This is a genomic window from Nocardiopsis sp. LDBS0036 (assembly GCF_041228755.1).
In the GTDB taxonomy this organism is placed as follows: Bacteria; Actinomycetota; Actinomycetes; order Streptosporangiales; family Streptosporangiaceae; genus Nocardiopsis; species Nocardiopsis dassonvillei.
This window is the reverse complement of the sequence record NZ_CP141103.1, coordinates 5565152-5589161: the sequence shown is the minus strand read 5'-3', so window position 1 is coordinate 5589161 and position 24010 is coordinate 5565152. Positions and strand designations below refer to the sequence as shown.

General features: G+C 72.6%; 19 protein-coding genes and 1 pseudogene. 10 read left to right on the top strand and 10 right to left on the bottom strand.

The genetic code is table 11. From position 1 onward, the window contains the following. Positions 1-168: 168 nt before the first annotated feature. Both UIS43_RS23950 and UIS43_RS23945 read right to left on the bottom strand, forming a co-directional pair. Complete coding sequence (locus UIS43_RS23950) at positions 169-774, bottom strand: vancomycin high temperature exclusion protein (protein ID WP_013151523.1); 606 nt, start codon at positions 772-774, stop codon at positions 169-171. 241 nt (positions 775-1015) lie between these two features. Beyond that, positions 1016-1627 carry a DUF1707 domain-containing protein gene (locus UIS43_RS23945; protein WP_370013273.1) on the bottom strand — a complete coding sequence of 204 codons (612 nt, stop codon included), beginning with the start codon at positions 1625-1627 and terminating at the stop codon, positions 1016-1018. 878 nt (positions 1628-2505) lie between these two features. Here UIS43_RS23945 and UIS43_RS23940 point away from each other — a divergent pair. After that, positions 2506-4317, top strand: a complete 1812-nt coding sequence (locus UIS43_RS23940; RefSeq protein ID WP_013151521.1) for a UvrD-helicase domain-containing protein — start codon at positions 2506-2508, stop codon at positions 4315-4317. Between the two features lie 26 nt (positions 4318-4343). On the opposite strand, the pseudogene UIS43_RS23935 reads toward UIS43_RS23940, so the two are convergent. Next, positions 4344-5849, bottom strand: a pseudogene (locus UIS43_RS23935) (DUF6114 domain-containing protein); the annotation flags it as partial. A gap of 4 nt (positions 5850-5853) precedes the next feature. Continuing rightward, positions 5854-6501 carry a DUF6230 family protein gene (locus tag UIS43_RS23930; RefSeq protein ID WP_013151519.1) on the bottom strand — a complete coding sequence of 216 codons (648 nt, stop codon included), beginning with the start codon at positions 6499-6501 and terminating at the stop codon, positions 5854-5856. A gap of 214 nt (positions 6502-6715) precedes the next feature. On the opposite strand from UIS43_RS23930, the gene UIS43_RS23925 reads away from it, so the two are divergent. Beyond that, on the top strand, positions 6716-8689 hold the full coding sequence (locus tag UIS43_RS23925) for a GMC oxidoreductase (protein WP_370011753.1): 1974 nt from the start codon (positions 6716-6718) through the stop codon (positions 8687-8689). A gap of 332 nt (positions 8690-9021) precedes the next feature. Here UIS43_RS23925 and UIS43_RS23920 read toward each other — a convergent pair whose 3' ends face one another. Beyond that, positions 9022-9816, bottom strand: coding sequence for a MerR family transcriptional regulator (locus tag UIS43_RS23920; protein WP_370011750.1), 795 nt, complete (start codon positions 9814-9816; stop codon positions 9022-9024). A 116-nt stretch (positions 9817-9932) separates the two neighbouring features. Between UIS43_RS23920 and UIS43_RS23915 the strand changes: the two genes are divergently transcribed. The 5 genes from UIS43_RS23915 to UIS43_RS23895 all read left to right on the top strand — a co-directional run bounded on the left by UIS43_RS23915 (position 9933) and on the right by UIS43_RS23895 (position 15119). Then, positions 9933-10787 carry an SDR family oxidoreductase gene (locus tag UIS43_RS23915; protein ID WP_071621420.1) on the top strand — a complete coding sequence of 285 codons (855 nt, stop codon included), beginning with the start codon at positions 9933-9935 and terminating at the stop codon, positions 10785-10787. A 14-nt stretch (positions 10788-10801) separates the two neighbouring features. Next, positions 10802-11713 (top strand): diiron oxygenase, encoded by a 912-nt coding sequence (locus UIS43_RS23910; protein ID WP_013151514.1) that lies wholly within the window; start codon positions 10802-10804, stop codon positions 11711-11713. A gap of 371 nt (positions 11714-12084) precedes the next feature. Beyond that, on the top strand, positions 12085-13647 hold the full coding sequence (locus UIS43_RS23905) for an NAD(P)/FAD-dependent oxidoreductase (protein WP_198662545.1): 1563 nt from the start codon (positions 12085-12087) through the stop codon (positions 13645-13647). Further along, positions 13631-14128, top strand: coding sequence for a DUF4873 domain-containing protein (locus UIS43_RS23900; protein ID WP_370011747.1), 498 nt, complete (start codon positions 13631-13633; stop codon positions 14126-14128). The genes UIS43_RS23905 and UIS43_RS23900 overlap by 17 nt, the downstream gene beginning before the upstream one ends. 91 nt (positions 14129-14219) lie before the next feature. Further along, positions 14220-15119 (top strand): alpha/beta fold hydrolase, encoded by a 900-nt coding sequence (locus tag UIS43_RS23895; RefSeq protein ID WP_013151511.1) that lies wholly within the window; start codon positions 14220-14222, stop codon positions 15117-15119. Positions 15120-15323: 204 nt separating this feature from the next. Here UIS43_RS23895 and UIS43_RS23890 read toward each other — a convergent pair whose 3' ends face one another. Further along, entirely contained in the window at positions 15324-16079 is a 756-nt protein-coding gene (locus tag UIS43_RS23890) for a GbsR/MarR family transcriptional regulator (RefSeq protein WP_013151510.1), read from the bottom strand. A gap of 243 nt (positions 16080-16322) precedes the next feature. On the opposite strand from UIS43_RS23890, the gene UIS43_RS23885 reads away from it, so the two are divergent. Both UIS43_RS23885 and UIS43_RS23880 read left to right on the top strand, forming a co-directional pair. Continuing rightward, positions 16323-16988 (top strand): DUF4097 family beta strand repeat-containing protein, encoded by a 666-nt coding sequence (locus UIS43_RS23885; RefSeq protein WP_013151509.1) that lies wholly within the window; start codon positions 16323-16325, stop codon positions 16986-16988. Positions 16989-17032: 44 nt separating this feature from the next. Then, positions 17033-18262 (top strand): serine hydrolase domain-containing protein, encoded by a 1230-nt coding sequence (locus tag UIS43_RS23880; RefSeq protein WP_370011744.1) that lies wholly within the window; start codon positions 17033-17035, stop codon positions 18260-18262. Positions 18263-18450: 188 nt separating this feature from the next. Here UIS43_RS23880 and UIS43_RS23875 read toward each other — a convergent pair whose 3' ends face one another. The 4 genes from UIS43_RS23875 to UIS43_RS23860 form a co-directional block, all read right to left on the bottom strand. Beyond that, positions 18451-19176, bottom strand: coding sequence for an Atu4866 domain-containing protein (locus tag UIS43_RS23875; RefSeq protein WP_117199069.1), 726 nt, complete (start codon positions 19174-19176; stop codon positions 18451-18453). 388 nt (positions 19177-19564) lie between these two features. Continuing rightward, positions 19565-20932 carry a four-carbon acid sugar kinase family protein gene (locus UIS43_RS23870; RefSeq protein ID WP_071621407.1) on the bottom strand — a complete coding sequence of 456 codons (1368 nt, stop codon included), beginning with the start codon at positions 20930-20932 and terminating at the stop codon, positions 19565-19567. A gap of 115 nt (positions 20933-21047) precedes the next feature. Further along, positions 21048-22139, bottom strand: coding sequence for a Gfo/Idh/MocA family oxidoreductase (locus UIS43_RS23865; protein ID WP_013151505.1), 1092 nt, complete (start codon positions 22137-22139; stop codon positions 21048-21050). Between the two features lie 79 nt (positions 22140-22218). Next, positions 22219-22860 (bottom strand): TetR family transcriptional regulator, encoded by a 642-nt coding sequence (locus UIS43_RS23860; RefSeq protein ID WP_013151504.1) that lies wholly within the window; start codon positions 22858-22860, stop codon positions 22219-22221. Positions 22861-23008: 148 nt separating this feature from the next. On the opposite strand from UIS43_RS23860, the gene UIS43_RS23855 reads away from it, so the two are divergent. Then, entirely contained in the window at positions 23009-23941 is a 933-nt protein-coding gene (locus tag UIS43_RS23855; RefSeq protein WP_370011741.1) for a zinc-binding dehydrogenase, read from the top strand. Positions 23942-24010: the final 69 nt, after the last annotated feature.

The window sequence follows — 24010 nt, the reverse complement described above, 5'->3', positions numbered from 1 at the left end:
TCTTTGTGTGTGTCAGGCGGGGTGGGTGTTACCAACCTCCGTGGTCAGTACAGCTAGGCCCGCGCCGCGCGGCGGCACCAGAGGCGGTTCACGCCTGTGGACGACCGGGGCGGTGCGACGGGGCGGGTCCGGGCGGGACCCGCCGGGACTCAGTCCGGGCGGGGGCCGCTAGAGCTCGCTCCGGGCGGGCGCCGGGCGCAGCACGGCGTCGCGCAGGGCCTTGACCGCGGCGGCGACCTCACGGGCGTAGCCGATCACGGTGGAGCGGCGGCGGGCGCCCATGCTGGAGTCGCCCACCCCGACCGCGTCGATCCCCGCGGCGCGGGCGAGGGCGACCGTGCGGGGCAGGTGGAAGGACTGGGTGACCATGGTCGCCTCGCGCACCCCGAACAGGTCGCGCACCCGCACACAGGTGTCCCACGTGCGGTAGCCGTGGCGGTCGGCGTCGATCCGGTCGGCTGGCACGCCCTGCGCGACCAGGTACGCGGTCATGGTGTCGGTCTCGCGGCGCGACACCTCGCGGTTGTCGCCGGAGACGATGATCCGTTCGACCCGGCCGTTCTCGTACAGGCGCACGGCCAGGTCCAGGCGGCGGGCGAGCAGCGGTGAGGGTCCGTCGTTCCAGGCGGCGGCCCCCAGGACCACGGCCACGGGCCGGTGCGGGACGGTGTCGACCTCCCCGCGGCGCCCGGCGCTGCCCAGAAAGGTCCAGGCGTAGGGGCCCAGTGCCAGGGCGCACGCGCCCGCTCCGACCGCCGCGATCCACAAGCCCACCCTGCCGCCCCTCTCCGTCGTCCGGCGCGCGTGCGCGGGGCCGCGCGCCGCACCCATCATGGCGCACCGGCGGAGGCCCGGTATCCGGACGAAGGCGCACGGACCCGTGCGGGGGGCCGAAAACCGGGACGCGTCGGAACCTCCGTGCCGGGCCTGCCGCCCCCGGGACGCCCGGGACCGGCCGCGCACGGGACCGGTTCCCGCTCGCGAAGGCCTGCCGCCCCCGCGCGGGATCCCGGGCTCAGCTCCCCAGACCCGCCAGGCCGCCCCAGGAGAAGGACCGCTTGTACCGAACCGTCAGGGAGCCGCCCTGGCAGGAACCGGTGATGACGAAGTGCGGGGCGGACGCCCGGCGCAGGGAGTCGGTGCTGTTGCGCAGTGTGCCGAACCAGGAGGCGTCCGCCTCCACCTCGGCGGTGGCGCCCTCGGGCAGGATCACGGTGCCGTTCCCCCAGGAGGCGTCCACGTGGACCTCGACGACGGCGCTGGTCAGGGAGGCCTCGCGGAAGTCGAGCCGGGTGAGGCCGTACTTGTTGTGCACCTCGACGCGGCGCGGCACCTGCCACGCGCCCCTGCGGATGACGGGGCCACCGCCCTGGGAGCGGATGACGAGGGCGTCACCGCCGTCGTGGCGCTCCGGGAGGACGCCCTCCACCGGCCGCGCGACGGCGCCCGGCAGCGTCTCGGCGCCCGTCGGCAGGTCGGCGGTGACCGGTTCGAGGTCGGCGTAGGTCTTGGCCGCGTAGACGGCGTTGAGCCGTTCGTCGAGTTCGTCGAGGGTGATGCGCCCCTGTGCCGCCGCCTCCCGCAGGACCTCCGCCACCTGGTCCCTCTCCGCGTCGGAGACACGCATCCGACTCATGTCATTGGAGGCCACTGTCGCTCGCCCGGTCCTTTCCCGCTCCTTTTGTCACCACCACGGTAGAGCATGGGCGGAAAGGAGCGCGGTGCGGAACCGGCGCCGCCGCGGACCGGCCCCTCACACGGGCGGGAGCGGCCGCGGGGTCGCGACCGGCACCCGCGTCCCCGATCACCGCAGGTTCGCGGCCCGGCGCGCTTTGGGGAGGTCGGGGACTGGGTACCGCTTCTCTAGGGTGGTTGAGGACTCTGCCGGGGTAGGACGGACCCCGGCAGAGTCCTGAACCACACGTGGTTCCTGCCTCCCCCTGGTACACGATCTCGCGTCGGCGCGCGTCTGCACAGCGCGTGTCCGCAACCGGCCACCCCGTGAACCGCTCCCCCGCCGCGCGGCCCGCCGTACGGGCCCGGCGCTCCCCTCCCTCCCCTTCCGGTTTTCGGTCCCACCCTCCGCGCTCGGTCGGGGCTTCCTCGCACTCCCCGCTGTGCCCACGCGGACAGGGACTCTTCCGCCACCCGACCCTGCCGCCGAGCGGATTTCGGTCAGATACATAACCCCTGTTACGGACATAGCATCCGGCCGGAGAACCGCAGGTCACGCGAGCCGCGCCCGGCCGTCCCGGAAAACCTTCGCGCACCTCTCGAACACACCTCCGCAAACACCCCTCCGAACAGGCATAACACAAAGGCACCAGCGCCTCCGAAACCCGGCGGGAAACGCGTCGGGAGCGGCGTTTGCCGGAATTGCGCGGCGAGCATCCTTCCTATGGGAGCCGCGGCCGCACAGGCCGTTCTCCCAGGCCAGACCATCCGCTCCGACCTCCCCGAGCACCACAGACACCACCTTGGTCGAAGACCGGAGGAAACCACGACGTGTCCGCCCTCGCGATCGCCCCGACGTTTCTCAGCGACTTCACCCGCCTCACGCCCGACGTCCAGCTCAACACCCTGGCCGTGATGCGCGCCTGCCAGGTCGGCGACGAGCCCGACCTGGAGTCCGTCGCGGGCGCCGCCGACCCGGGCGTCCGGGTCGTCAGCATCGCCCCCGACTGGTCCGGCGTCGTCGTCCCCGACGCCGCGGGCCACGGCCGGACCGGTGACGGCGGCCTCGCCGACGGCACCCACTACCGCCTGGTCACCGTGCGCCCGCGCGACGAGGCCCTGCGCTTCGCGCGCGACCTGCGCCCCGAGGTGTCGGCCGGGATCGACCCCGCCGAGGCCGACCCCACGCCCAGCGGCCCGCCCGAGCTGGCCGGGGCCCTGAGGGCCCCCTTCGACCAGTGGCAGCTGACCCTGCACCCCGACCAGCACCGGATCACCGAGGCGCACTACAACGGGTCCACGCAGGTCACCGGCGGCCCGGGGACCGGCAAGACCGTGATCGCGCTGCACCGCGCCGCCTACCTGGCCGAGCGCGACGCCGCCGCCCGCCCCGAGGACACCCGCGAGTCGGTGCTCCTGACCACCTACAATCGGGCGCTGGCGCAGTCCCTGGCCGAGCGGATGGACCAGCTGCTGCCCGACCCCGCCGTACGCGCCCGCGTGCGCGTGGCCACCATCGACAGCCTCGCCCGCTCCGTCGTGCAGACCCACACCAGCGTGGCGCCCCGCATGGTCGGCAAGGACGAGCTGGCCCGGCGCTGGCGCGCGGTGGCGGTGGCCGACGGCCTGCCCTTCTCCGGCCGCTTCCTGGTGGACGAGTGGGAGCAGGTGATCCTCGCCAAGGGCCTGGAGCTGCTGCCCGACTACATCCGCTGCGAGCGCAGCGGGCGGGTGCAGCACCTGGCGCCCGAGCACCGCCGCCAGGTGTGGGAGACCGTGCGGCGCTACGTCGGCGCCATGAGGGTGGAGGGGATGTGGTCCTACCCCCAGCTGGCCGCCGAGGCCGCGCGGATCCTGGGCCGCCGCGAGCCGCTGTTCCGGCACGCCGTGGTCGACGAGGCCCAGGACCTGCACCCGGCCCAGTGGCGGATGCTGCGCGCCGCCGTCCCGGAGGGGCCGGACGACCTGTTCATCGTCGGTGACCCGCACCAGCGGGTGTCCGACAACCGGGTGTCGCTGGCCTCGCTCGGCATCAACGTGCGCGGGCGCGGCCAGCGGCTGCGGGTGAGCTACCGGGTGACCCAGGAGATCCTGGACTGGAGCATGCCGATCCTGGACCGCCGTGCGGCCCTGGGCATGGACGACAACGCCGACACCCTGGCCGGGTACCGCTCGCTGCTGCGCGGTCCGGCGCCGGTGGTGCGCGGCTGCGAGGACCGCGCCGAGGAGCTCACCGCGCTGGGCGACTGGGTGCGGGTGTGGCTGGAGGCCGGGGTCAACCCGGCGGAGATCGCGGTGGCCGGGCGCAACCAGTGGATCGTGCGCGGCATCGCCAAGGAGCTGGAGGCCAGGGGCGTTCCCACCGCCCAGCTGGAGGACAGCGGCGCCGCCGAGGCGGTGCGCGTGGGGACGATGCACCGGCTCAAGGGCCAGGAGTTCCGGTGCGTGGCGCTGATCGGCGTCAGCGACCACCTGCTGCCGCCCAAGGCCGCGATCGAGGCCGCCGACGGCGACCAGGTGGCGCTGGAGCACGCCTTCCAGCAGGAGCGGACGCTGCTGTTCGTGGCCTGCACCCGGGCCCGTGACGCGCTGTACGTGTCGCACGTGGGCCGGGCCAGCCGTCTGATCGACCCCGGTCTGTGACGGGGCGGGGGCGCGGGCGTCGCGGAGGCGGCGCCGTAGCGGCCGTTGAGGTCGGGGATGTTCATGACGTCGGTGCTGGCCAGCGGGTCGTCCACGTCCACGTCGGTGACGATCATGTACGGCAGCAGCAGCGGGGGCGGGAAGTCCGGTGTGAAGGTGAGCGGGATCCCCAGGATGCGCACGTGCATGCGGGTGATGTGCATCTGGACGGACCCGTCCATGACCATGGTGGGCAGGCCCAGGCTCATCCGGGTTCCGGCGTCCTCGAACCACAGTTCGGCGTTGACGAAGTCGGCCCGGCTCATGGTCAGCCGGATGTACCTGCGGGGGCCGTCGAGGGTGGGGCACTCCACCACGCCGTCGTAGCGGGCGCCGCTCATCGTCAGCCGGTCGGCGGTCAGGCCGGAGGCGCGGACCGAGCCGGTGGAGCAGTCGTGGGCCTCCTCCAGCGGAACCTCGGGCAGCTCCCCCGCGTCCTGGGCCGCCTGGCAGGCGCGGACGGCGTCCAGGAACTCCTCCTCTGACCCCGCCAGGGCGGACTCACCGGTGCCCATCTCGCACTCGTCCGGGTTCGCCTCCCGGTCCCGACCGCCCTCCTCCGGCTCCTCCTCGGTCTCCCCGTCCTCGGGCCGCTCGTCCGGACCGTCCCCCTCGCCCGCGCCGGGCCCGGGCCCCGGCGGGGTGGGCCGGTCGGTGGGACTCGCCGAGGGCTCGTCCGAGGGGGAGGGGGAGGGGGAGGGGGAGGGCGAGGGCGAGGGCTGCTCCTCCTCGTCGCCCGGGGGCAGGAACCAGTCCCAGGGCCAGTCGGCGGGCGCGGCGGCGCCGACCAGGGTCACGGCCAGTGCCAGGGGCAGGGCGAGCGCGGCCAGCGGCCGGGACGGAGGCCGGGGGGCGCTGACGGACCCGTCGGGTGTCGCGGAACCGGTGTCCCTGTCGGGAGGGGCCCCGGGAACGCCCGCGTCGGGCGCGGTCTCGGCGGGGACGGCGGTCGGGGGTTCCTCCCCGGCCGCGCGCCCACCGGTCCCGTCGGGCGCTTCGGGGCCGCGGGGGACGGCGGCCCCTGGAGGGGCCCCGGCAGACACCCCTGGACCGGCGGCGTCGGCGTCCGCGACCCGTCGGCGTCCCCGGCCGCGCCTTCGGCGGCGGACCACGCGGGGCGCCCACGCGAAGACGAGGGAGCCGCCGACGATGCCGAGCAGCATCCCGATGACGAAGCCGCCGAAGTTGGAGGTCACGAAGGACACCAGGGCGAGCATGAGCCCGACCACCCCGAAGAAGAGGTGCTGCGCGGGCTGGAACCAGCTCAGCGCTCCCAGGGTGATCAGCAGTACCGCGATGAGCGGACCCGACACACCGGCGATACCGGTGTAGGCGATCAGGTCGATGGGCAGGATCAGGCTCTGCGCGGCCGGTGCGACCAGCAGCTCGACTCCGGCGATGACGAGGAGGAGCCCGCCCCAGAACGGGCGGCCGCGCCGCCAGTCGCGCAGGCGCGCCCGGCCCCCGCGGAGCAGGGTCAGTGCGTGGGCCATGGGATCAGAAGCACTCGTGCTCGCCGGGCCGGACGGCCAGGCTCAGACCGGACAGCTTCAGGGATCCGGAGGTGACCGCCCAGGTGGTCAGCTCCATGTCGGAGACGGTGATGTTCTGGGACTGGAGGCCGAAGCCGCCCGCCGGTCCCTGGCCGCCCTCGGCCCGGTCCAGCGTGCTGGCGTCGCGGCCGATCTCGATGGAGCCGAACTCGGCGTCGCCCTGGAGCTGCTCGATGTCGAGGACGAGGTTGGTGCCCTGGACGGGGGTGGACTCGCCCGCGGTGATGACGAGGGTGGCCTGGCCGATGGGCAGGTCCCACAGGGAGGACATGCACAGGTTGGTCAGTTCGGCGGAGCCGACCGAGGACAGGCCGACCGGGCGGGAGGAGCCGTCGACGGAGGTGGCGGCGTCGCCGTACTGGGTGAAGCCGGTGCCGACGAGCTGGTCGGCGGACATCTTGAAACTGTCCCCGGACACCGCGAAGGAGGCGGCGAGCAGGCCCTGGGTGGTCATGCCTCCGAGGACCGCGGCGGCCGCGAACCCGGGGACGGCCACGAGGGCGAACCTGCGCCAGCGCGTCCCGCCACCGGCTTCGTGCTGCTCAGGCGCGTCCTGAGGCGCCTCGGACGCCTCGCCGGAAGCCTTGGGCATGAGTACCTCCAGTGTTCCGCCGCCCGTGGGCGGCGAGGGGGAGCCGAACTTGCGCCGAGGCACGCCACGTGTGTTACATGGAACACACCCTACTCGGCGGTAGTGACGAACATTACAATAGTTGTTGTCACATTTCTAGATGGCGCATTCAATGTTGCGGACCCGTATCCGGCGCACTACGGGAAACCGCGTCTGACCTGGAGAGAGTCCCACCGTGCCCCCAGAGCGCAGCACAGATCCCACCGCCACCCCCAGCCCCTCCGCTCCCACCTCACAGACCGCGGCCGAAACCCCAACCGAAACCCCGACCGGAACCAGGGCCGAGACCGGATCCGCGACCGGTGACCGCGCCGACCGCTTCGACTACGACGTCCTGGTCGTGGGCTCGGGCTTCGGCGGTTCGGTGAGCGCCCTGCGCCTCACCGAGAAGGGCTACCGCGTCGGCGTCCTGGAGGCGGGGCGCCGCTTCACGCCCCAGACGCTGCCCTCCTCGTCCTGGGACGTCCGCAACTTCCTGTGGGCGCCCCGGCTCGGTATGTACGGCATCCAGCGCATCCACCTGCTGCGCGACGTGGTGATCCTGGCGGGGGCCGGCGTCGGCGGCGGTTCCCTCAACTACGCCAACACGCTGTACCACCCGCTGGACCCGTTCTTCGAGGACCCGCAGTGGCGGCACATCACCGACTGGAAGTCGGAGCTGGCGCCGTTCTACGATCAGGCCCGCCGCATGCTCGGCGTGCGCACCAACCCCACCGTCACCCCCTCCGACGTGCACATGAAGGCGATCGCCGAGGACATGGGCGTGGGGCACACCTTCCGTCTCACCCCGGTGGGCGTGTGCTTCGGCGACGGACGGGACGGCGACGGCCGCCGGGCCGAGCCCGGCGCGTCCGTGGGGGACCCCTACTTCGGCGGCGCGGGCCCCGACCGGCGTGCCTGCACGGAGTGCGGGGAGTGCATGACCGGATGCCGCCACGGCGCCAAGAACGCCCTGACCGAGAACTACCTGTACTTCGCCGAGCGCGACGGCGCCGAGGTGCACCCACTGACCACCGTCGAGCGGCTGCGCGAACTGCCGGGCGGCGGCTTCGCCGCCGACACCGTCAGGACCGACGCGCCCCGGCGGCGTTCGAACGCCCGCACGTTCACCGCCCGCCAGGTGGTCGTGGCCGCCGGGACCTACAACACCCAGACGCTGCTGCACCGCATGCGCGACTCGGGCGCGCTGCCCCGCCTGTCGGCGAGGCTGGGCACGCTCACCCGCACCAACTCCGAGGCTCTCGTCGGCGCGATGACCCGCCGGGTGAGGCCGCAGGAGGACCTGACCCGGGGCGTGGCCATCACGTCCTCGATCCACCCGGACGAGAACACCCACATCGAACCGGTCCGCTACGGCAAGGGCTCCAACGCGATGGCGCTGCTCACCGCGATGCAGGTGCCCGGCGGCGGGCGGATCCCGCGCTGGCTGCGGTTCCTGGGGCTGGCGGCGCGCCACCCGGTGGTGTTCGCCCGCAGCCTCTCCGCCCGCCGCTGGTCGGAGCGGACCATCATCGGCCTGGTGATGCAGTCGCTGGACAACTCGCTGACGACGTCGGTGCGGCGGGGGCCGCTGGGCGGGAGGAAGAGGCTGACCTCCCGGCAGGGCCACGGCGAGCCGAACCCGACGTGGATCCCCGCGGGACAGGACGCGGCCACCCGGCTGGCCGAGCGCATCGACGGCTTTCCCGGGGGCACGGTGGGCGACGTGTTCAACGTCCCGATGACCGCGCACTTCCTGGGCGGCTGCCCGATCGGCGACAGCCCGGAGACCGGGGTCATCGACCCCTACCACCGGCTGTACGGCCACCCGGGCGTCCACGTGGTGGACGGCTCGGCGGTCACCGCGAACCTGGGGGTGAACCCGTCGCTGACCATCACCGCGCAGGCCGAGCGCGCGATGTCGATGTGGCCCAACAAGGGCGAGGAGGACACCCGGCCGGAGCAGGGTGAGCGGTACCAGCGGGTCGGGCCGGTGTTCCCGGCCTCCCCGGCGGTTCCGGCCGGCGCCTTCGCCGAGCTGCGGTTCACCGCCTCGCTCCCGCTCTCGGTGGTGGACTCGGAGGCGCCGTCAGCGGACGCGGCGGCCACCGGCGGGACGACCGGGGCCGCTGGGGAGACCGGGGCCGTTGGGGAGGACGCACGAACGTGAGACCGGTGCCCCGGGGCCGGTCGTCCACAGGGACGGCGGGAGCCCTGGTGGCGTCGGGGGAACCGGTCTAGGCTGGATTTCGGGGGCGCCACGTGCCGCTTCCGGGCGGGCGTACCGCCCCCGGATTCCAGTGTCCCCCGCCCGCCCAGCATCCGCCAGACCGCTCCTCGGCCTGTGGAAACGCGCTCGCGCGCCGGAACCGCCGCGACACCCGGTCCTCGAACAGGTAGCCAGCGCTCAGACGTGCCCGCGCACCGGAACCGCCCGCGAACCCGGCATCCGCGGGCCGCGAAGGCCGACGAGCGCGCCGAAGGCCCTCAGGCGCACCCCCGTCAGCCCTTCGGCGGCGCCGCCGCGCCCCCTCCGACGCCCTCCTTGCCCGCGCCCTCCCTGTCCAGGTACTCCATCGCCAGGGCGAAGTGCTCCCCCATGACGTTGGTGAGGTTCTCCGCCATCGCCTGCGCCAGCACCGCGTCCACGGCCTGCTGCGCGAGCGGGCGCACCCGGCGGATCAGCTCGGCCATCTCGGCGGTCTCCTCGCTGCGGACCACCGTGCCGGGCGCGTACTCGGCGATGATGTGGTCGGCGACCAGGCGGACCATGTGCTCGGCGACGTGGCCGACCTTGTCGCGCAGGTTCTCCGCTATGTCGAGCACCGAGTCCACGGTCATGCCCAGCTTCACCAGCTCCACCCCGGCGTGCAGCAGCCGCGGGCTGGGCACCCGGAAGCGCAGCCCGTCGCGTTCGAGCACGCCCAGGTCCAGGGAGCGCTTCACCGTGCGGGGGGTGACGCCGTGGCCGAAGAGTTCGCGCAGGTCGCCCATGGTCAGGTAGCCGGCGATCTCGTCGCTCCAAGCGTCCCCTATGGCCGATTCGAAGCCCAGGATGTCGGAGAGGTCCCCTCCGCGCTCCCACACCCGGAACATCTCGCCGATGTTGGCGAAGGTGTAGCCGCGCCGGAGCAGTTGGCCGATCAGCCGCAGACGCGCCAGGTGCGCCTCGGAGTAGATGCCCACGCGGCCCTCCCGGCGGGGAGGCGCGAGCAGGCCACGGTCCTGGTACACCCGGACGTTGCGCACCGTCGTGTCGGCGAGCCGGGCGAGTTCGTCAATGCGGTATTCGGCCATGGGTCCAGCCTAGGGACAACCGCGAACCTTACTCGTCAGTAAATTTCCCGCGTCACCCCATTGCATTGTGACAATGCTCGTTGTAACGTTCCGGCAGGAACTGTGGAGGAGATCACATGAGGACCCCCCTGCCGCGTCACCTGCGACGACTGCCCGGCCAGAACGCCCTCGTCACCGGCGCCTCCGGCGCGTTCGGCAGCGCCACGGTGGCCGTCCTCCGCCACCTCGGTGTGAACGTGGTCGGCATCGACCGCAAGCCCGCCCCCGGAGTCGTCGGCTGCGACATCACCGACGACGCACAGGTGCGCGAGGGGGTCGCCGAGGCCCTGGACCGGCTCGACGGACGCCTGGACCTGCTGATCCACTACGCGGGCGTCGGACCGGCCGTGGACATCGGCCAGGCCCCGGACGTCCACGTGCACCAGGCGCTGGAGGTCAACCTGCTGGGCACCTGGCGGGTCACCGCCGCCGCGATGCCCGCGCTGCTGCGCAGCAGGGGACGCGTCCTCATCACCGCCTCGCTCCTGGCGAACCTGTCCCTGCCCTTCGCCGGGGCCTACACGGTCTCCAAGAGGGCGCTGACCGCCTACGCCGACTGCCTGCGCGCCGAGTACGGCTCGCACATCGGCGTCACCACCGTCCACCCCGGCTACGTCGACACCCCGATCCACAACAGCTCCCGGGCCACCGGGGTCGCCCTCGACGGCCTCGTCCCCGCCGAGAGCGCGCGCGACACCGTCATGGCGGTGGTCCGCGCGGCCGGGGCCAGGTACGCCCGCCGCGACACCGCCTCCACCGCGCTCGGCACCGCCGGGCTCCACCTGTTCCGGCACTTCCCCGGCACCACCGAACAGATCGTGTCGCTCCAGGTGGGCCTGCTCCTGTCGGACGGCGCCTTCGGCGACGCGGAGATCGCCCGGGGACTCCACTCGCGGCACGCCAACCCCCTGGTCCGGCCGGACGCGTCCTGAGGAGGAACACACAGATGACCGCTGAGATCACCGCCAAGCCCAAGATCACCGACCGCGAGGACATCGCCAAGCGCCTGCTGCGCGGCTCGGCCAAGGCCTCCTTCGACCCGCTCGTCGAGATCGACTGGGACGCCCCCGTGGACAAGGACATGTGGGCGATCCGCCCCGAGCGCCTCTCGCTGTACGGCACCTACCTGTGGGACCGGCTCACCGAGGAGCAGCGCAAGGAGCTCTCCCGGCTGGAGATCGCCAGCGTCGCCACCATCGGCATCTGGTTCGAGACCATCCTCATGCAGATGCTGGTCCGCCACGCCTACCACCACGACCCCAGCACCAACCACGTCCAGTACGCCTACACCGAGATCGCCGACGAGTGCCGCCACACGGTGATGTTCGCCAAGATGGTGGGCAAGCTCGGCTGGCAGACGCACAAGCTCGACCCCGTCGCCTTCCACCTCGGCAACCTCTTCAAGACCATCGCGCACGGCCCGCTGATCTTCGCCGGGGCGCTGTTCGTCGAGGAGGTCCTCGACCAGCTCCAGCGCGAGGCGGTGCCCGACGAGCAGATCCTGCCGCTGGTGCGCTCGGTCTCGCGCATCCACGTGGTGGAGGAGGCGCGGCACATGCGCTACGCCCGCGAGGAGTTCCAGCGCGACTGGGCCACGCGCGGCCCGCTCAACCGGGCCTACAGCCGGATCATCCTCGGCCTGGTCACCTACTACTCGGCCACCCGGCTGATCAACCCCAAGGTGTACGCGCAGGTCGGACTCGACCCCCGCGAGGCCTCCCGGGTCGCCCGCGACAACCCCCACTGGATCGGCACCAAGACCTGGGCCGCCCGCAAGGTGGTGAGCACCCTGGACACCGCCGGTGCCATCACCGGCCTGGGCCGCTACTTCTGGAAGAAGGCCGGCCTGCTCGGTTGACCCTGCCACTCCCCGGCCGCGGACGTCTCTCCTGTCGACGCCCCGCGGCCGGGCCCCCTCGGGGGAACGGGCCCGCTCCCCGTCCGCCCCCGAACCCGCAGGCCGCGGACTCCGGTCCGGAGGCACCGCGGCCTGCGGGCCCCAGACCCCACCGCCGGAGGACGAAACGCGCCGCGTCCCCCGGCGGTGGACCCGCCTCCCGGGGGCGAAACGCGCCACGTCCCCGGGAGCCCGCTCCCCGGAGGCGGAACACGCCGCGCCTCACGGGGTGACAACTTCCCCGGGGGCGAAACGCGCCGCGCCCCCGGGGGACACACCCGCCGATCCGGACGGCGACGCGTCCGGGCCGGTCCGCACGAAGGGACCAAGACGTGACCGAAGCACCACCCCACTTCCGGGTGGCCGTCATCGGCTCCGGCTTCGCCGGGATCGGGATGGCCGTCCGCCTCAAGCAGGCCGGTCTGAAGGACTTCGTGGTTCTGGAACGCGCCGACGGGATCGGCGGCACCTGGCGTGACAACTCCTACCCGGGCGCCGCCTGCGACGTCCCCTCCCACCTGTACTCGTTCTCCTTCGCGCCCAACCCGCACTGGAGCCGCAGCTTCTCCCCCCAACCCGAGATCCACGACTACATGGAGCGGGTCGCCGGGGAGCACGGGGTGCGGGAGCACGTCCGTCCCGACCACGACATGAGGTCCGCGCACTGGGAGCCCGAGGGCAACCGGTGGCGGATCGAGACCAGCCGGGGGACCGTCACCGCCCAGTTCCTCATCAGCGCGGCGGGACCGCTCGCGGACCCCTCCTATCCCGACATCAAGGGCCTGGACACCTTCGAGGGGACGATGTTCCACTCGGCGGCCTGGGACCACGACCACGACCTCACCGGCCGCAGGATCGCGGTGATCGGCACCGGGGCGTCCGCGATCCAGTTCGTGCCCAGGATCCAGCCCAAGGCCGGGAGGCTGACGCTGTTCCAGCGCACGGCCCCGTGGGTGATGTTCCGGCACGACCGCGACATCACCCGGTTGGAGCGCTGGCTGTACCGCAACGTGCCGCTCACCCAGCAGATCGCCCGCAAGAGCATCTACTGGGGCAGGGAGACCTATGTCCTCGGCTTCGCCAAGAACCCCAGGCTGCTCTCTATCGTGGAGGGGCTGGGCCGGGCCAACATCCGCCGCAGCGTGAAGGACCCCGAGCTGCGGGCCAAGCTCACGCCGAGCTTCCGGGCGGGCTGCAAGCGCATCCTGATGTCCAACGACTACTATCCGGCGCTGGCCCGGCCCAACGTGGACGTGGTCACCGACGGCATCGTGGAGGTGCGCCCCCACGCCGTGGTCACCCGCGACGCCTCGGGCCGCGAGACCGAGCACGAGGTCGACACGATCATCCTCGGCACCGGTTTCCACGTGAGCGACCCGCCCGTGGCGCGGCGGATCTTCAACGCCGAGGGGCGCTCGCTCTCCGACCACTGGGGCACGGACGTGCAGGCCTTCCGCGGCACCACCGTGGCCGGGTTCCCCAACGCCTTCGTGCTGGCCGGGCCCAACACCGGGCTGGGGCACACCTCGCAGCTGTTCATGATCGAGGCCCAGATCCGGTACACGATGCAGGCGCTGAAGTACCTGTGCCGCAACGGCCTGGACCGCATGGACGTGCTCCCGAAGGCCCAGCGCGACTACAACGAGATGGTCGCCAAGGCCATGGAGGGCACGGTCTGGGTGACCGGCGGCTGCGACAGCTGGTACCTCAACGAGCAGGGCCGCAACACCACGCTGTGGCCGACCTTCACCTGGGAGTTCGCGCTGCGCACGCGCTGGTTCGACCCCCACAACTACGACCTGCGGGTGGACCGCTCCCGCGGCCGCGGCGCCCGACGGCCCGCGGTCCGCGCCGAAGCGGCTCCGGAAGGGGAGCGGTATGAGCGGGTTCGGTGACGAGGAGGAGGAGTACCGGGGCCCGGTGACGGTCGTGCTGCCCGTCAACAGCGGCGCGCAGCGGTCGGAGCGGGCGCCCGGTACGAAGGTTGCGGTTGATGCTGAGGGGTCGCCGGAGTCACCGGATACTGACGGTGTGAAGGATGGGTCGGGTGTCGAGAACGCGGCGGATACGCGAGATACGGCAGATGCGGAGGGTACGGAGGACAAGGGCGTCGCCGTGCGGGTCCAGGCCCACCTAGCGGGCCACTTCTCCCCCCTGACCGGTGACTACCGTTGGCGGGGGCGGCTGTCCCCCAGCCCCGAGGTGACCGCGGCCTTCCGCGCGGGCGCGCGTACGGTCGTGGTGCGCACCCCCGACGGGTTCGAGGGCACCGGGGTTCTGGACGAACCCAACCTGTGGGGCGGCCATCCGGTCAACGGGGCCGGTTCACCGCCCTTCGCCGTGCCCCACGTGGACATCGACGCGTCCGACGACTGAACGCGTCCGCGCACGCCCCGGCCCGCGCCGACCCGGGGCGCGGCGCCTTCCGGCACCCGGCGCGGTCTCCCCCGAGTGAGAGGTATCCCCGATGGCAACCCGACACGTGGGTCAGGTCCGAGAACTCCAGGTGCGCTCCGACGACGGCACACTGCTGCACGTCGAGGTGCGCGGCCCGGAGGACGGGCCGACCGTGGTCCTCGCGCACTGCTGGGCGACCTCGCTCGCATCCTGGGGGCCGGTGGTGCGCGAACTGGACCCGTCCCTGCGGGTGGTGCTCTACGACCAGCGCGGCCACGGACGCACCCAGGCGCCGCTGACCAGGGCGGGGTACGGCGCGCGGAAGCTGGCCGAGGACCTGTGCGCGGTCCTGGAGGCGACCGTGCCCGAGGGCGAGAAGGCCGTGGTCGCCGGGCACAGCATGGGCGGTATGACCATCATGTCGGCCGGTGCGCACCCGGTGTTCCGGGAGAGGGCCGCCGCGGTGCTGCTCACCAACACCGGGTGCAAGGAGCTGCCGATGCGGTCGACCGCGATCCCGCTGCCCGGCCCGCTGGGCACGTTCGGCGCGCAGGTCTTCCTCAGGGCCCCGATACCGCTGGGTCCGCGCAACGCCCTCACCACGGCGGTACTGAAGTCCATGGTGATGGGCAGGAGAGCCGATCCGCGCATGGTGCGGCTGTGCATGAGGATGGTGCACGCGTGCGGTGGTGTGTCCCGAGGCGCGTGGGGACGGGTGATCTGCACGTTGGAGGCGGAGGAGACCGCCCGGCAGATCTCGGTGCCCACGGTGGTGATGGTGGGCACCGACGACAAGCTGACCCCGCCGTGGCACGCGCACCACATCGCGTCGCTGTTGAAGGACTGCCGGGAGGTGCGGGAGATCCCCGGCGCGGGCCACATGGGACCGCTGGAGTACCCGAGGGCCCTCGCCGAGACGGTGGACAGGCTCGCCGCCGAGCACCTGGAGCCGCGGACACGGGCCGCCTGACCCCCGGCTCCGCGCTGACGCCCCCGGCTCCCCGGCCGGGGGCGTTGGCGTGCGAGGACCCCGAAGGCGCGGGGGACACGCACGCCGGACCGCGCGGACCGGGACGGCCCGGTCCGGTCCGCGTGCGCGCCGGGCCCACCGCGTGCTCCCGGGCGGCCTTTCGGAGAAGCGTCCGCACGTGGCCGTGACCGCCGAAGCGGATGCCTACCGGGGTTCCGGGGACGGCTCGTCGGCGCCGTCCGGGACGGGTTCGGGTTTGGTGTGCAGGACCTCGCGTGCCTGCTCCGAGGCGCGGATGATGCTCTCGCGCACGAAGTCGACGAAGCGGGCGATGTTCTCCAAACGCACGGCGGCCGGAGTGCCGGGACCCAGGACCTGGACTCCCTGACGCGCGGCTTCGACGAGGTGCGCCTCGGCCCGGGCGTTGGCCAGCATCGACTGGTACCAGACGTCGTCGTCGACGACGTAGCGTTCGCGGCGGCGTTCGTCGCGTTCGCGGCGCACCAGGCCCTGGCCCTCCAGGAACGTGATCGCCTTGGAGACCGAGGCCGGGCTGACCTGGAGGCGCTGGACGAGTTCGGCCGCGGTGAGGCTGCCCTCGTCGGTGGTGTAAAGGGACACCAGGACCCGGGACGTCATCTTGGGCAGGCCCGACTGCATGAAGACGGCGGTGAAGGCCTCCTCGTACTCGCGCACGGCCTCGGCGTCGCGTCCGTAGGCCTGCGGAGGCGCCTGCCCGGCCCGGGTCGCGGTCCTGGTGCGGCGGCGGGTGCGGTGCTGGGTGGCGCGGTGGGCCAGGTCGGCGCGGTAGGAGGTGGGGCCGCCGTTGCGCGTCACCTCGCGGGTGACGGTCGAGGTGGGACGGTCCAGGTCCTTGGCGATCCGCGCGTAGGCCAGTCCCTGGGCCAGTCCCAGCTCGATGCGCTGGCGTTCGGACTGGGTGAGCCTGCCTCCGGGCATCGCGGTCTCCTTCGTGGGGCGTGGGTGCGCCCACCCTAGCGTTCACTTCCACCCATTGCAACGAAACGAGTGAAGTCCGTTGCATTAGATTCAGAATCATTGCAACAATTTCCCTGAATCTACCTGCTAATACGGTGTTTTCTCGCGAGAAATCTGTTGCCATAACCATGAACGCAACGTAGCTTTTCCATCATCAGAAACAGCGGCCCGCACCGGCGCCGCACCAGAAGAAGGAGAAGTACGATGCACACCTTCCCCACCCCCACCGCCATCACCACCGTCCTGGACATCCCCGCCGGACGCGTCCAGCTCATCGCCGCCGACCGCACCGACACCACCGTCCAGGTCCAGCCCGCCGACCCCGACAAGAACCGCGACGTCAAGGCCGCCCAGCAGACCACCGTCACCTACGACGACGGCGTCCTGCGCGTCCAGGCCCCGCCCGCCAAGAACCAGGCCTTCGGCCCCTCCGGATCGGTGGAGATCACCGTCCAGCTGCCCACCGGCTCCCACCTCCAGGCCACCGCCGCCAGCGCCGGACTGCGCGGCGTCGGACGCCTGGGCCGGGTCGCCTTCGAGGCCGCCCGGGGCCCCGTCAAGCTCGACGAGGCCGCCAGCGCCCACCTCACCCTCCAGGATGGCGACGTCACGCTCGGCCGCCTGGGCGGCCCCGCCCAGGTCAGCACCGCCAGGGGCGACATCGTCATCGCCCACGCCACCCAGGGCACGGTCGAGGTGCGCACCGAGTCCGGCGACATCACCGTCAGCGCCGCCCCCGGCGTCTCCGCCGCCCTGGACGCGGGCACCCCCCACGGCCGCGTCCACAACGCCCTCAAGAACGACGGCGAGACCACCTTGGACATCCGCGCCACCACCTCCCACGGCGACATCACCGCCCGCAGCCTCTGAGCAGCCGTATCCCCCGACCACCTGACGACTCACGGAGATCCACGATGGAAAACGACAACGGCCGCTTCTCCAAGGCGGGACTGCGGCGGATGCGCGACGTACTGACACGGCACGTCGAGAGCGGGCGGATCCCCGGGCTGGTCGCCCTGGTCAGCCGGGGCGGTGAGACGCACGTCGAGGCGATCGGGACGATGCGCCATGACGGCGGCGCCCCGATGCGCAGGGACACGATCTTCCGGATGGCCTCGACGTCCAAGCCGGTCACGATGGCGGCGGCGATGGTCCTGCTCGACGAGTGCGGGCTGCGGCTGGACGACCTGGTGGAGCAGTGGCTGCCCGAACTGGCCGACCGGCAGGTGCTGAGGCGGATCGACGGCCCGCTGGACGACACCGTTCCGGCGCGGCGGCCGATCACCGTACGGGACGTGCTGACCTCCACGTTCGGGCTCGGCATCGACCGGAGCGCGCTGGGCACCCCGATCATGAACGCGCTCTTCGCGCAGGGGCTCACGCCCGACCTGCCGGAGCCGATGCCCGAGCCGGACGAGTGGATGCGCCGCCTGGGCACGCTTCCGCTGATGCACCAGCCCGGCGAGCAGTGGCAGTACCACGTCGGCAACGACCTGCTGGGCGTGCTCGTCTCCAGGGTCACGGGGAAGTCGTTCGATGCGTTCCTGCGCGAGCGCGTCTTCGAGCCCCTGGGTATGGGGGACACCGGTTTCCACGTGCCCGCCGACAAGACGGACCGGCTGCCGCCGCTCTACGCCCCCGACCCGCAGACCGGGGAGTTCCACGTGTGGGACCCGGCCGAAGGAGGACGGCACAGCCAGCCTCCGGCGTTCCAGGGCGGTGGCGGCGGGCTGGTCTCCACCGTCGACGACTACCACGCCTACTTCCGGATGCTGCTGAACCAGGGGATGCACGGGAGCGAGCGGATCCTGTCCCGGCCCGCCGTCCAGCTGATGACCACCAACCGCCTCACGCCCGCGCAGCAGGCCGCCCGGAACGCCATGGCCACCGAGAACGTCCACGTGTCGTTCGGCCAGGGGCAGCACGGCGGCTGGGGCTTCGGAATGGCGGTGCGCACCTACCGGGGTGACTACACGCCCGTCGGCCAGTTCGGCTGGGACGGCGGAAGCGGCACCTCGACCTACGCCGACCCGGAGAACCGGCTCACCGGCATCGTGCTCACCCAGGTCGGGATGTCCGTCCCGGACTCGGCGCGGCTGATCCACGACTTCTGGACCACGCTCTACCAGGCGATCGACAACTGACAACGGGTCTGTTGTCCCGGGATGTCCATCCCCGTCACACAAGGCACAACCGCCCCTGAAGGCCCGGCCCCCGACGTCTGCGCGCGGGGGCCGGGCCTCGGGGCCGTCGTGGCGAGGACCCCGCCGGTGGGCGGTGTGCGGCCTCCCCCGCTGACCTGCGAGGTGCGGCCCGTGTCCGGCGGGTGCGCTCACCCGCGGTGGAAGACGTAGCCCGCGTGGTGGAGCACATCGTCGGCGAAGCGGCCGTAGGCCCAGAATCCCAGGTCGTCGCGGTAGACGATGCGGTCCCCCTCGATCCAGAACGACCCCTGGTAGGCGTGGGGGCGTCCGCCGCGCGTCTCGTCGTAGCGGCCGTCGGCGGTCAGTTCCTGGTGGATGAAGCCCGTCTCGTCGATCCACATCCCCAGGTACGGGCTGTCCGCCGGTGTCCGCGTCGGCCCCGGGAACCGCTCGGTCCGGGGCTCGACCAGACGTCGGCCGTTGAACAGGGCGAACTCGCCGTCGATGACGACCGCGGCGGCTCGCTCAGGGCTCCAGACCACCTGCTCCAGCGCGGTGGTCCCGGGACGGTGCCCGGAGAGCACGACGAAGGTCGCCGGGTTCCCGGGTGCCAGCGTGCCGACCCTGTCGGAGGGGCTCCTGCGCAGTCCGGCGACGGTGTCGTTCTCGACCACGCCCGGGACGACGGTCAGCCCCGAGCAGTCCACGACGACCGCGCCGTCGTCCTCGGCGGCCGTGTGCAGGCCGGTACCGACCCCGGCTATCTCCTTCCCGTCCAGGAGAAGGTCGGCACCGGTCAGGTCGCCGATCAGCGGGTCGAACGTGTACACGGCGGCGTTGACGAACATCAGCGGGCGGTGCGGCTCGGCGGCGACGGTCCTCAGCAGGTCCTCGTCGAAGAACGTGGTGCTCATGGCCTACTTCCGAAGGGTGTGGGTGCGTCTCGGGAACGCTCTCCACCCTCGGTGACGGAAGGAGGGGTGACCAGGCCGCGCTTCACCTGGGTGCCGCGCACCCTGGCTGGATGGCGTCAACAGACCACCCCCGCGTGCGCGGGGAGCACCTGGCGGACGTGTATCCCAACGCCGGTGTCGAGGGACCATCCCCGCGTGCGCGGGGAGCGCCGACGACCTGCGAACTTACCAGCGGCAAGCAGCCGTTCTCCCAACTTCTTGAGAAACAGGAAAAACGGATGATGGGCCCGGCCCTGGAAAGACCATGGCCGCAGAGTACCGGCAACACCACCTCGGCCTCGGCGGCCTCGACCAGCCCGATGGGTAGGGTCCCCCCGGCCGAGTCGAGTCAGACCGTGTCGCGCAGCGGCGTCGGCACCACGTGCTCCGACACCTCCGAGTGCACCTGGTGCAACCGGGTCTGCACCGCCCGCCGGAGCTTCGTCAGGCACTCCACCAGGGTGATGTCGTCCCCGACCAGACCCCCCTTGGCCACCACCGGTGTTCCGTCCAGCGGTCCCCCGCTCAGGTGGCCGTGCACCGTCAGCGGAACGATCTCGCCCCCGACATCGAACGCGTGCACGTCCAGCTCGTCCAACAGGCTCGCCACCAGGTCCCCGCCGGTCAGGTACAGCCCGCTGGGCAGCGCGTGCGCCCCCGTGGTGTCGGCGACCTCGTTGACCACGTCCGCCACCAGCCGCGCGATCCGGCCGGGCAGTTCCGCGCGGACCTGGACTGGCAGCTCGCGCACCCGGTCGGAGGGCGTCACCACCCGCAGCACGCACAGTTCCGGAAAGCCCGAGGAGGTCAGCTGCTCGGACAGTTCCCGCGCGGTCTGCTCGGCGACCTCGTCCGCGCGGTCCCCCACGCTGAACTCCACCGCGTCCAGGTCCACGAACCGCACCGCGCCCGTGCGCGCGACGGTGGCCAACTGCCGCCGGGTCAGCTCGGTGGTGCTGCCCACCACCCCCAGCAGCGGCCCGCGCGAACCCGCCTGGCCCCTCAACCGCAGCGCGTAGGCCAACAGCGCCCCCGTGGGCCCGGGGTCGGCAGCCAGCCACACGATCCCCGTGTCGTGGTGCGCGGCGGCCGCGGCCTCGGCGATGTCGGTCAGGTGCTGCTCGGTGCTCGCGTCGCACACGACCACGGGCTCGTCACCGGCGAGCAGTTCGGCGGTGAGCATCGTCTGCGTCACCTGCCGCACGGGCACGTGGCGCACCGGAAGGTCGGTCTGGACGGCGAGGATGTCGGCGACGGAACTGGTGGTCATCGGGCACAGCGGATCGTCGGCCAGCTCGGTGCGCTCCAGCGGCAACCCGTTGAGGAACTGCAACCCGTCCTCGGTGATGCGCCCCGAACTCGGGAAGGCCGGAACGAACAGCACCCGCACCCGTGTTCCGGCGGGTACGCGCTCGCGCACGGCGTCGTAGGTGGCCTCCAGTTCGGCACCGATGTTGCCGCGCAGCGTGGAATCGGTCCGTTTGACCACCAGCCCCACCGGCCACACCGCTTCGACCACGTCCGTGACCAGGTCTGCGGCGTGCTCGGGGGGAACATGGCGGCTGTCCAGGTTGGCCACGACCACGTCGTAGTCCCCCACGACCCGGCTCACGTGCTCGGGAGTCACCGTGGCCACACGCATCCCGGTACGGGCGAACCGGGCACCGGTGGCGTTGGCACCGGTGAGTTCGTCGGCGACCACGAGGACCTGGGCCACGGTGCGTCTCCTTCGGCGTTCGGCGAAACCCCGGGGCGAGCTGGGGCGGGTCCTTCCAACATAGGCCCATGCGGGCGGTCCGGGGAGCGCCCGGGCCTCCCGCGGGAGCCGGGAATCAGACGTCGACCACCGACCGCGTGCGGGCGCTGCGCCGGGCGGCCTCGATGACCTCCAGTCCGTGGATCACCTCGTGCGGGTCCACCGGCAGGGGCTCGCCCTCGCCGACCGCGTCGCGCACCCCGGCGTAGAACTCCGGGTAGGCGCCGCGCGCGCTGGGCACCGGCCGGGTGTGGCCGTCCACCCCGAGCACGCCCCAGTCCGCCTCGGGAACCACGCCCCAGTCGTCGGCGTCGGCCCGCTCCCCCGCCGTCAGCCGGGCCTCCTGGCCGTCCATGCCGTGGCTGGTGAACGCCCCCTCGTCCCCCAGCACGCGAAAACGCGGCCCGCCCTGGGCGGTGAGCGCGCTCATCCACAGGTGGGAACGCGTGCCCCGGGCGTGGTCGAGGGCCAGGAAGACGTCGTCGTCGGCGTTGACGCCCTCGCGCCGGGCGTCGATCTCGGCGTAGACGGAGGAGACCGGGCCGAACAGGTTGACCGCCTGGTCGATCAGGTGCGGGCCCAGGTCGTAGAGCAGCCCGGCCCCGGCCTCGACCCCGCCGCTCTCGCGCCAGGTGCCCTTGGCCTGGGGACGCCAGCGCTCGAACCGCGACTCGAAGCGGTGTACGCGGCCCAGCCTCCCCTCCTCGATGAGACCCCACAGGGTGAGGAAGTCGGCGTCCCAGCGGCGGTTCTGGTACACGGTGAGCACCCGGCCCAGCTTGTCCGCGAGGTCGGTGAGCTCCCGGGCCTGGAGGGCGGTGAGGGCGAAGGGCTTGTCCACCACCACCGCCAGGCCCGCCTCCAGGGCGGCCTGGGCGAGCGGGGCGTGGGTGTCGTTGGGCGTGGTGACGACCGCGATCTCGTAACGCTCGGCGTCGGCCCACAGTTCGGCGACGTTCGGGTACACGGTGACGCCGGGGTAGCGCGCCTCGGCGGCCCTGCGGCGGTCGGGGTTGCCCGTGACCACCGCGGACAGGCGCAGTCCCGGAACCGCGTCGATCAGCGGCGCGTGGAAGACCTCACCGCCCTTGCCGTAACCGATGAGGGCGACGTGCAGTTCGGGGCCGTCGTGTTCGGGTGTGCTCTGTGCCTCGGGTGCGTCAGCCATGCCACCAATCTAGGGCGTGCCGCCCCGACCCGCTGGTGGCGGGCGGCACGTGCCGTTCCCTCGCGGCCTGCGGACGCCGTCAGCGCTCGGGGGCGGACACGGTGAGGCCGCCGGGCAGGGCGTCGAAGGCCCGACGGTACCGGGCGAGCAGGTCGGGGACCGTGGGGGTGCCCGGCGCGGCGGCCCAGTCGGCCAGCGCGTACCGGGCCGCGGAGGCGACCATGTCCAGGGCGAGCCGCGAACGCGGGTCGCCCTGGTCGCCGACCCCCAGCACGGCCAGGGCCCGGACCGTGGTGCGTTCGCAGAACTGGAGGTTGTGGGCGCTGATCGCCGGGGTGCTCCCGGCCAGGCTGAGGCTGAGCCGGGCGGCGTGCGTCCACTCCCGGTCGGCCACGTGTTCCACGGCTTCGAGGATCGCGTCGCGTGCCAGCTCCACCAGGGGCCGGCCGTCGGGCCCCTTCTCCTCCAGCACCCGGAGAAACGCCCCCCACAGGTCCTGCAACGGAGCCATGGCCAGCTCCTCCTTGCTCGCGAAGTAGCGGAAGAAGGTGCGCTTGGAGACCTCCGCCTCCGCGCAGACCTCGTCCAGCGTGACCTGGTCGTACCCCGCCCGGGTGAAACGCTCCAGCGCGGTGTCGACCAGGGCCCGGCGGGTGCGGCGCTTCTTGCGTTCGCGCAGGGACTCCTCGGAGGCGGCGGGGCGGGGACGGGTGCTGGCCATGGCCGCAGTGTACCGAAGCAGACCGCCACTCGACGCCCATAGCCCCTTGGCAGCTTTGGCTCCTTGGACGCTTTAGCCTCTTGACGCATAATGCCCCTGAGTGCCATATTTTGATCCCGTCCACCCCGTCCCGCGAAGGAGCCCGGACATGCGCGCCCTGGTCGTCGACCGCACCGCACCCCACCACCTGCGACTCGGAGAGGCCCCCGAACCGGTTGCGGCCCCGCACCAGGCGCTGGTCCGCGTCACCGCCACGTCCCTCAACTTCGGCGAGGTGTCCACCGTCTCCCATTTGCCCGACGGGACCGTGCCGGGGTGGGACGCCGCGGGATTCGTGGAACGCCCCGCCGCCGACGGGTCCGGCCCCGCCGTTGGAACCGCGGTGGTCACCCTGGGTGCGGCGGGGGGCTGGGCCGAACTGCGCGCCGTCGACACGGCCTCCCTGGGGGCCGCCCCGGAGGGCGCGGACCACGGAGCCCTCAGCACCGTCCCGGTGGCGGCCACCAGTGCTCTGCGCGCCCTGCGCGAAGCGGGGTTCCTCCTCGGCAGAAGGATCCTGGTCACCGGGGCCACCGGTGGCGTGGGACGGTACGCGGTCCAACTCGCCCGCATGGGCGGCGCGCATGTGACCGCCTGCACCGGTGGACCCCGGACCCACGGCGCCGAACTGCGCGGCCTGGGCGCCCACGAGGTGGTGTCGCAACCCGGGGAACCCGACTACCTGTTCGACGGGGTCGTGGACTGTGTCGGAGGCCCCCAGCTGGTCACGGCCTTCGACAGGCTGAACGCCGGGGGAACCCTGGTGGCCGTCGGACACGTGACCGGGCAGCCCGAGCACTTCCCGCTCGACGCGTTCCTCGTGGACGACGGGCGGCACAGCCGCTCCATCACCGCGTTCCACCTCCAGAACGGCGTGGCTCCGGCCGGGGACCTGGGTTGGCTGGCCGGTCGGGTCGCCTCGGGAGACCTCGATCCGGGGATCTCCTGGCGAGGTTCGTGGGACCGGGCCGACGAGGCCGTGGCCGCCCTCCTCGAACGCCGCCTGCGGGGCAAGGCCGTTCTGGAGCTCACCGCCGGGTGAGGGCCTACCGCCCACCGCCGCCCGTGTCCGGCGCACGCGGCGGCCGCCGGGGGACTCCCCCCGCTGACC

Bases quoted from the DNA above. Each gene is read 5' to 3' on its own strand.
- UIS43_RS23860 (WP_013151504.1), bottom strand. From the start codon at position 22,860: ATGGCCAGCACCCGTCCCCGCCCCGCCGCCTCCGAGGAGTCCCTGCGC.
- UIS43_RS23900 (WP_370011747.1), top strand. From the start codon at position 13,631: ATGAGCGGGTTCGGTGACGAGGAGGAGGAGTACCGGGGCCCGGTGACG.
- UIS43_RS23920 (WP_370011750.1), bottom strand. From the start codon at position 9,816: ATGGCCGAATACCGCATTGACGAACTCGCCCGGCTCGCCGACACGACG.
- UIS43_RS23875 (WP_117199069.1), bottom strand. From the start codon at position 19,176: ATGAGCACCACGTTCTTCGACGAGGACCTGCTGAGGACCGTCGCCGCC.
- UIS43_RS23930 (WP_013151519.1), bottom strand. From the start codon at position 6,501: ATGCCCAAGGCTTCCGGCGAGGCGTCCGAGGCGCCTCAGGACGCGCCT.
- UIS43_RS23855 (WP_370011741.1), top strand. From the start codon at position 23,009: ATGCGCGCCCTGGTCGTCGACCGCACCGCACCCCACCACCTGCGACTC.
- UIS43_RS23895 (WP_013151511.1), top strand. From the start codon at position 14,220: ATGGCAACCCGACACGTGGGTCAGGTCCGAGAACTCCAGGTGCGCTCC.
- UIS43_RS23865 (WP_013151505.1), bottom strand. From the start codon at position 22,139: ATGGCTGACGCACCCGAGGCACAGAGCACACCCGAACACGACGGCCCC.
- UIS43_RS23945 (WP_370013273.1), bottom strand. From the start codon at position 1,627: ATGCGTGTCTCCGACGCGGAGAGGGACCAGGTGGCGGAGGTCCTGCGG.
- UIS43_RS23880 (WP_370011744.1), top strand. From the start codon at position 17,033: ATGGAAAACGACAACGGCCGCTTCTCCAAGGCGGGACTGCGGCGGATG.
- UIS43_RS23915 (WP_071621420.1), top strand. From the start codon at position 9,933: ATGAGGACCCCCCTGCCGCGTCACCTGCGACGACTGCCCGGCCAGAAC.
- UIS43_RS23910 (WP_013151514.1), top strand. From the start codon at position 10,802: ATGACCGCTGAGATCACCGCCAAGCCCAAGATCACCGACCGCGAGGAC.
- UIS43_RS23890 (WP_013151510.1), bottom strand. From the start codon at position 16,079: ATGCCCGGAGGCAGGCTCACCCAGTCCGAACGCCAGCGCATCGAGCTG.
- UIS43_RS23885 (WP_013151509.1), top strand. From the start codon at position 16,323: ATGCACACCTTCCCCACCCCCACCGCCATCACCACCGTCCTGGACATC.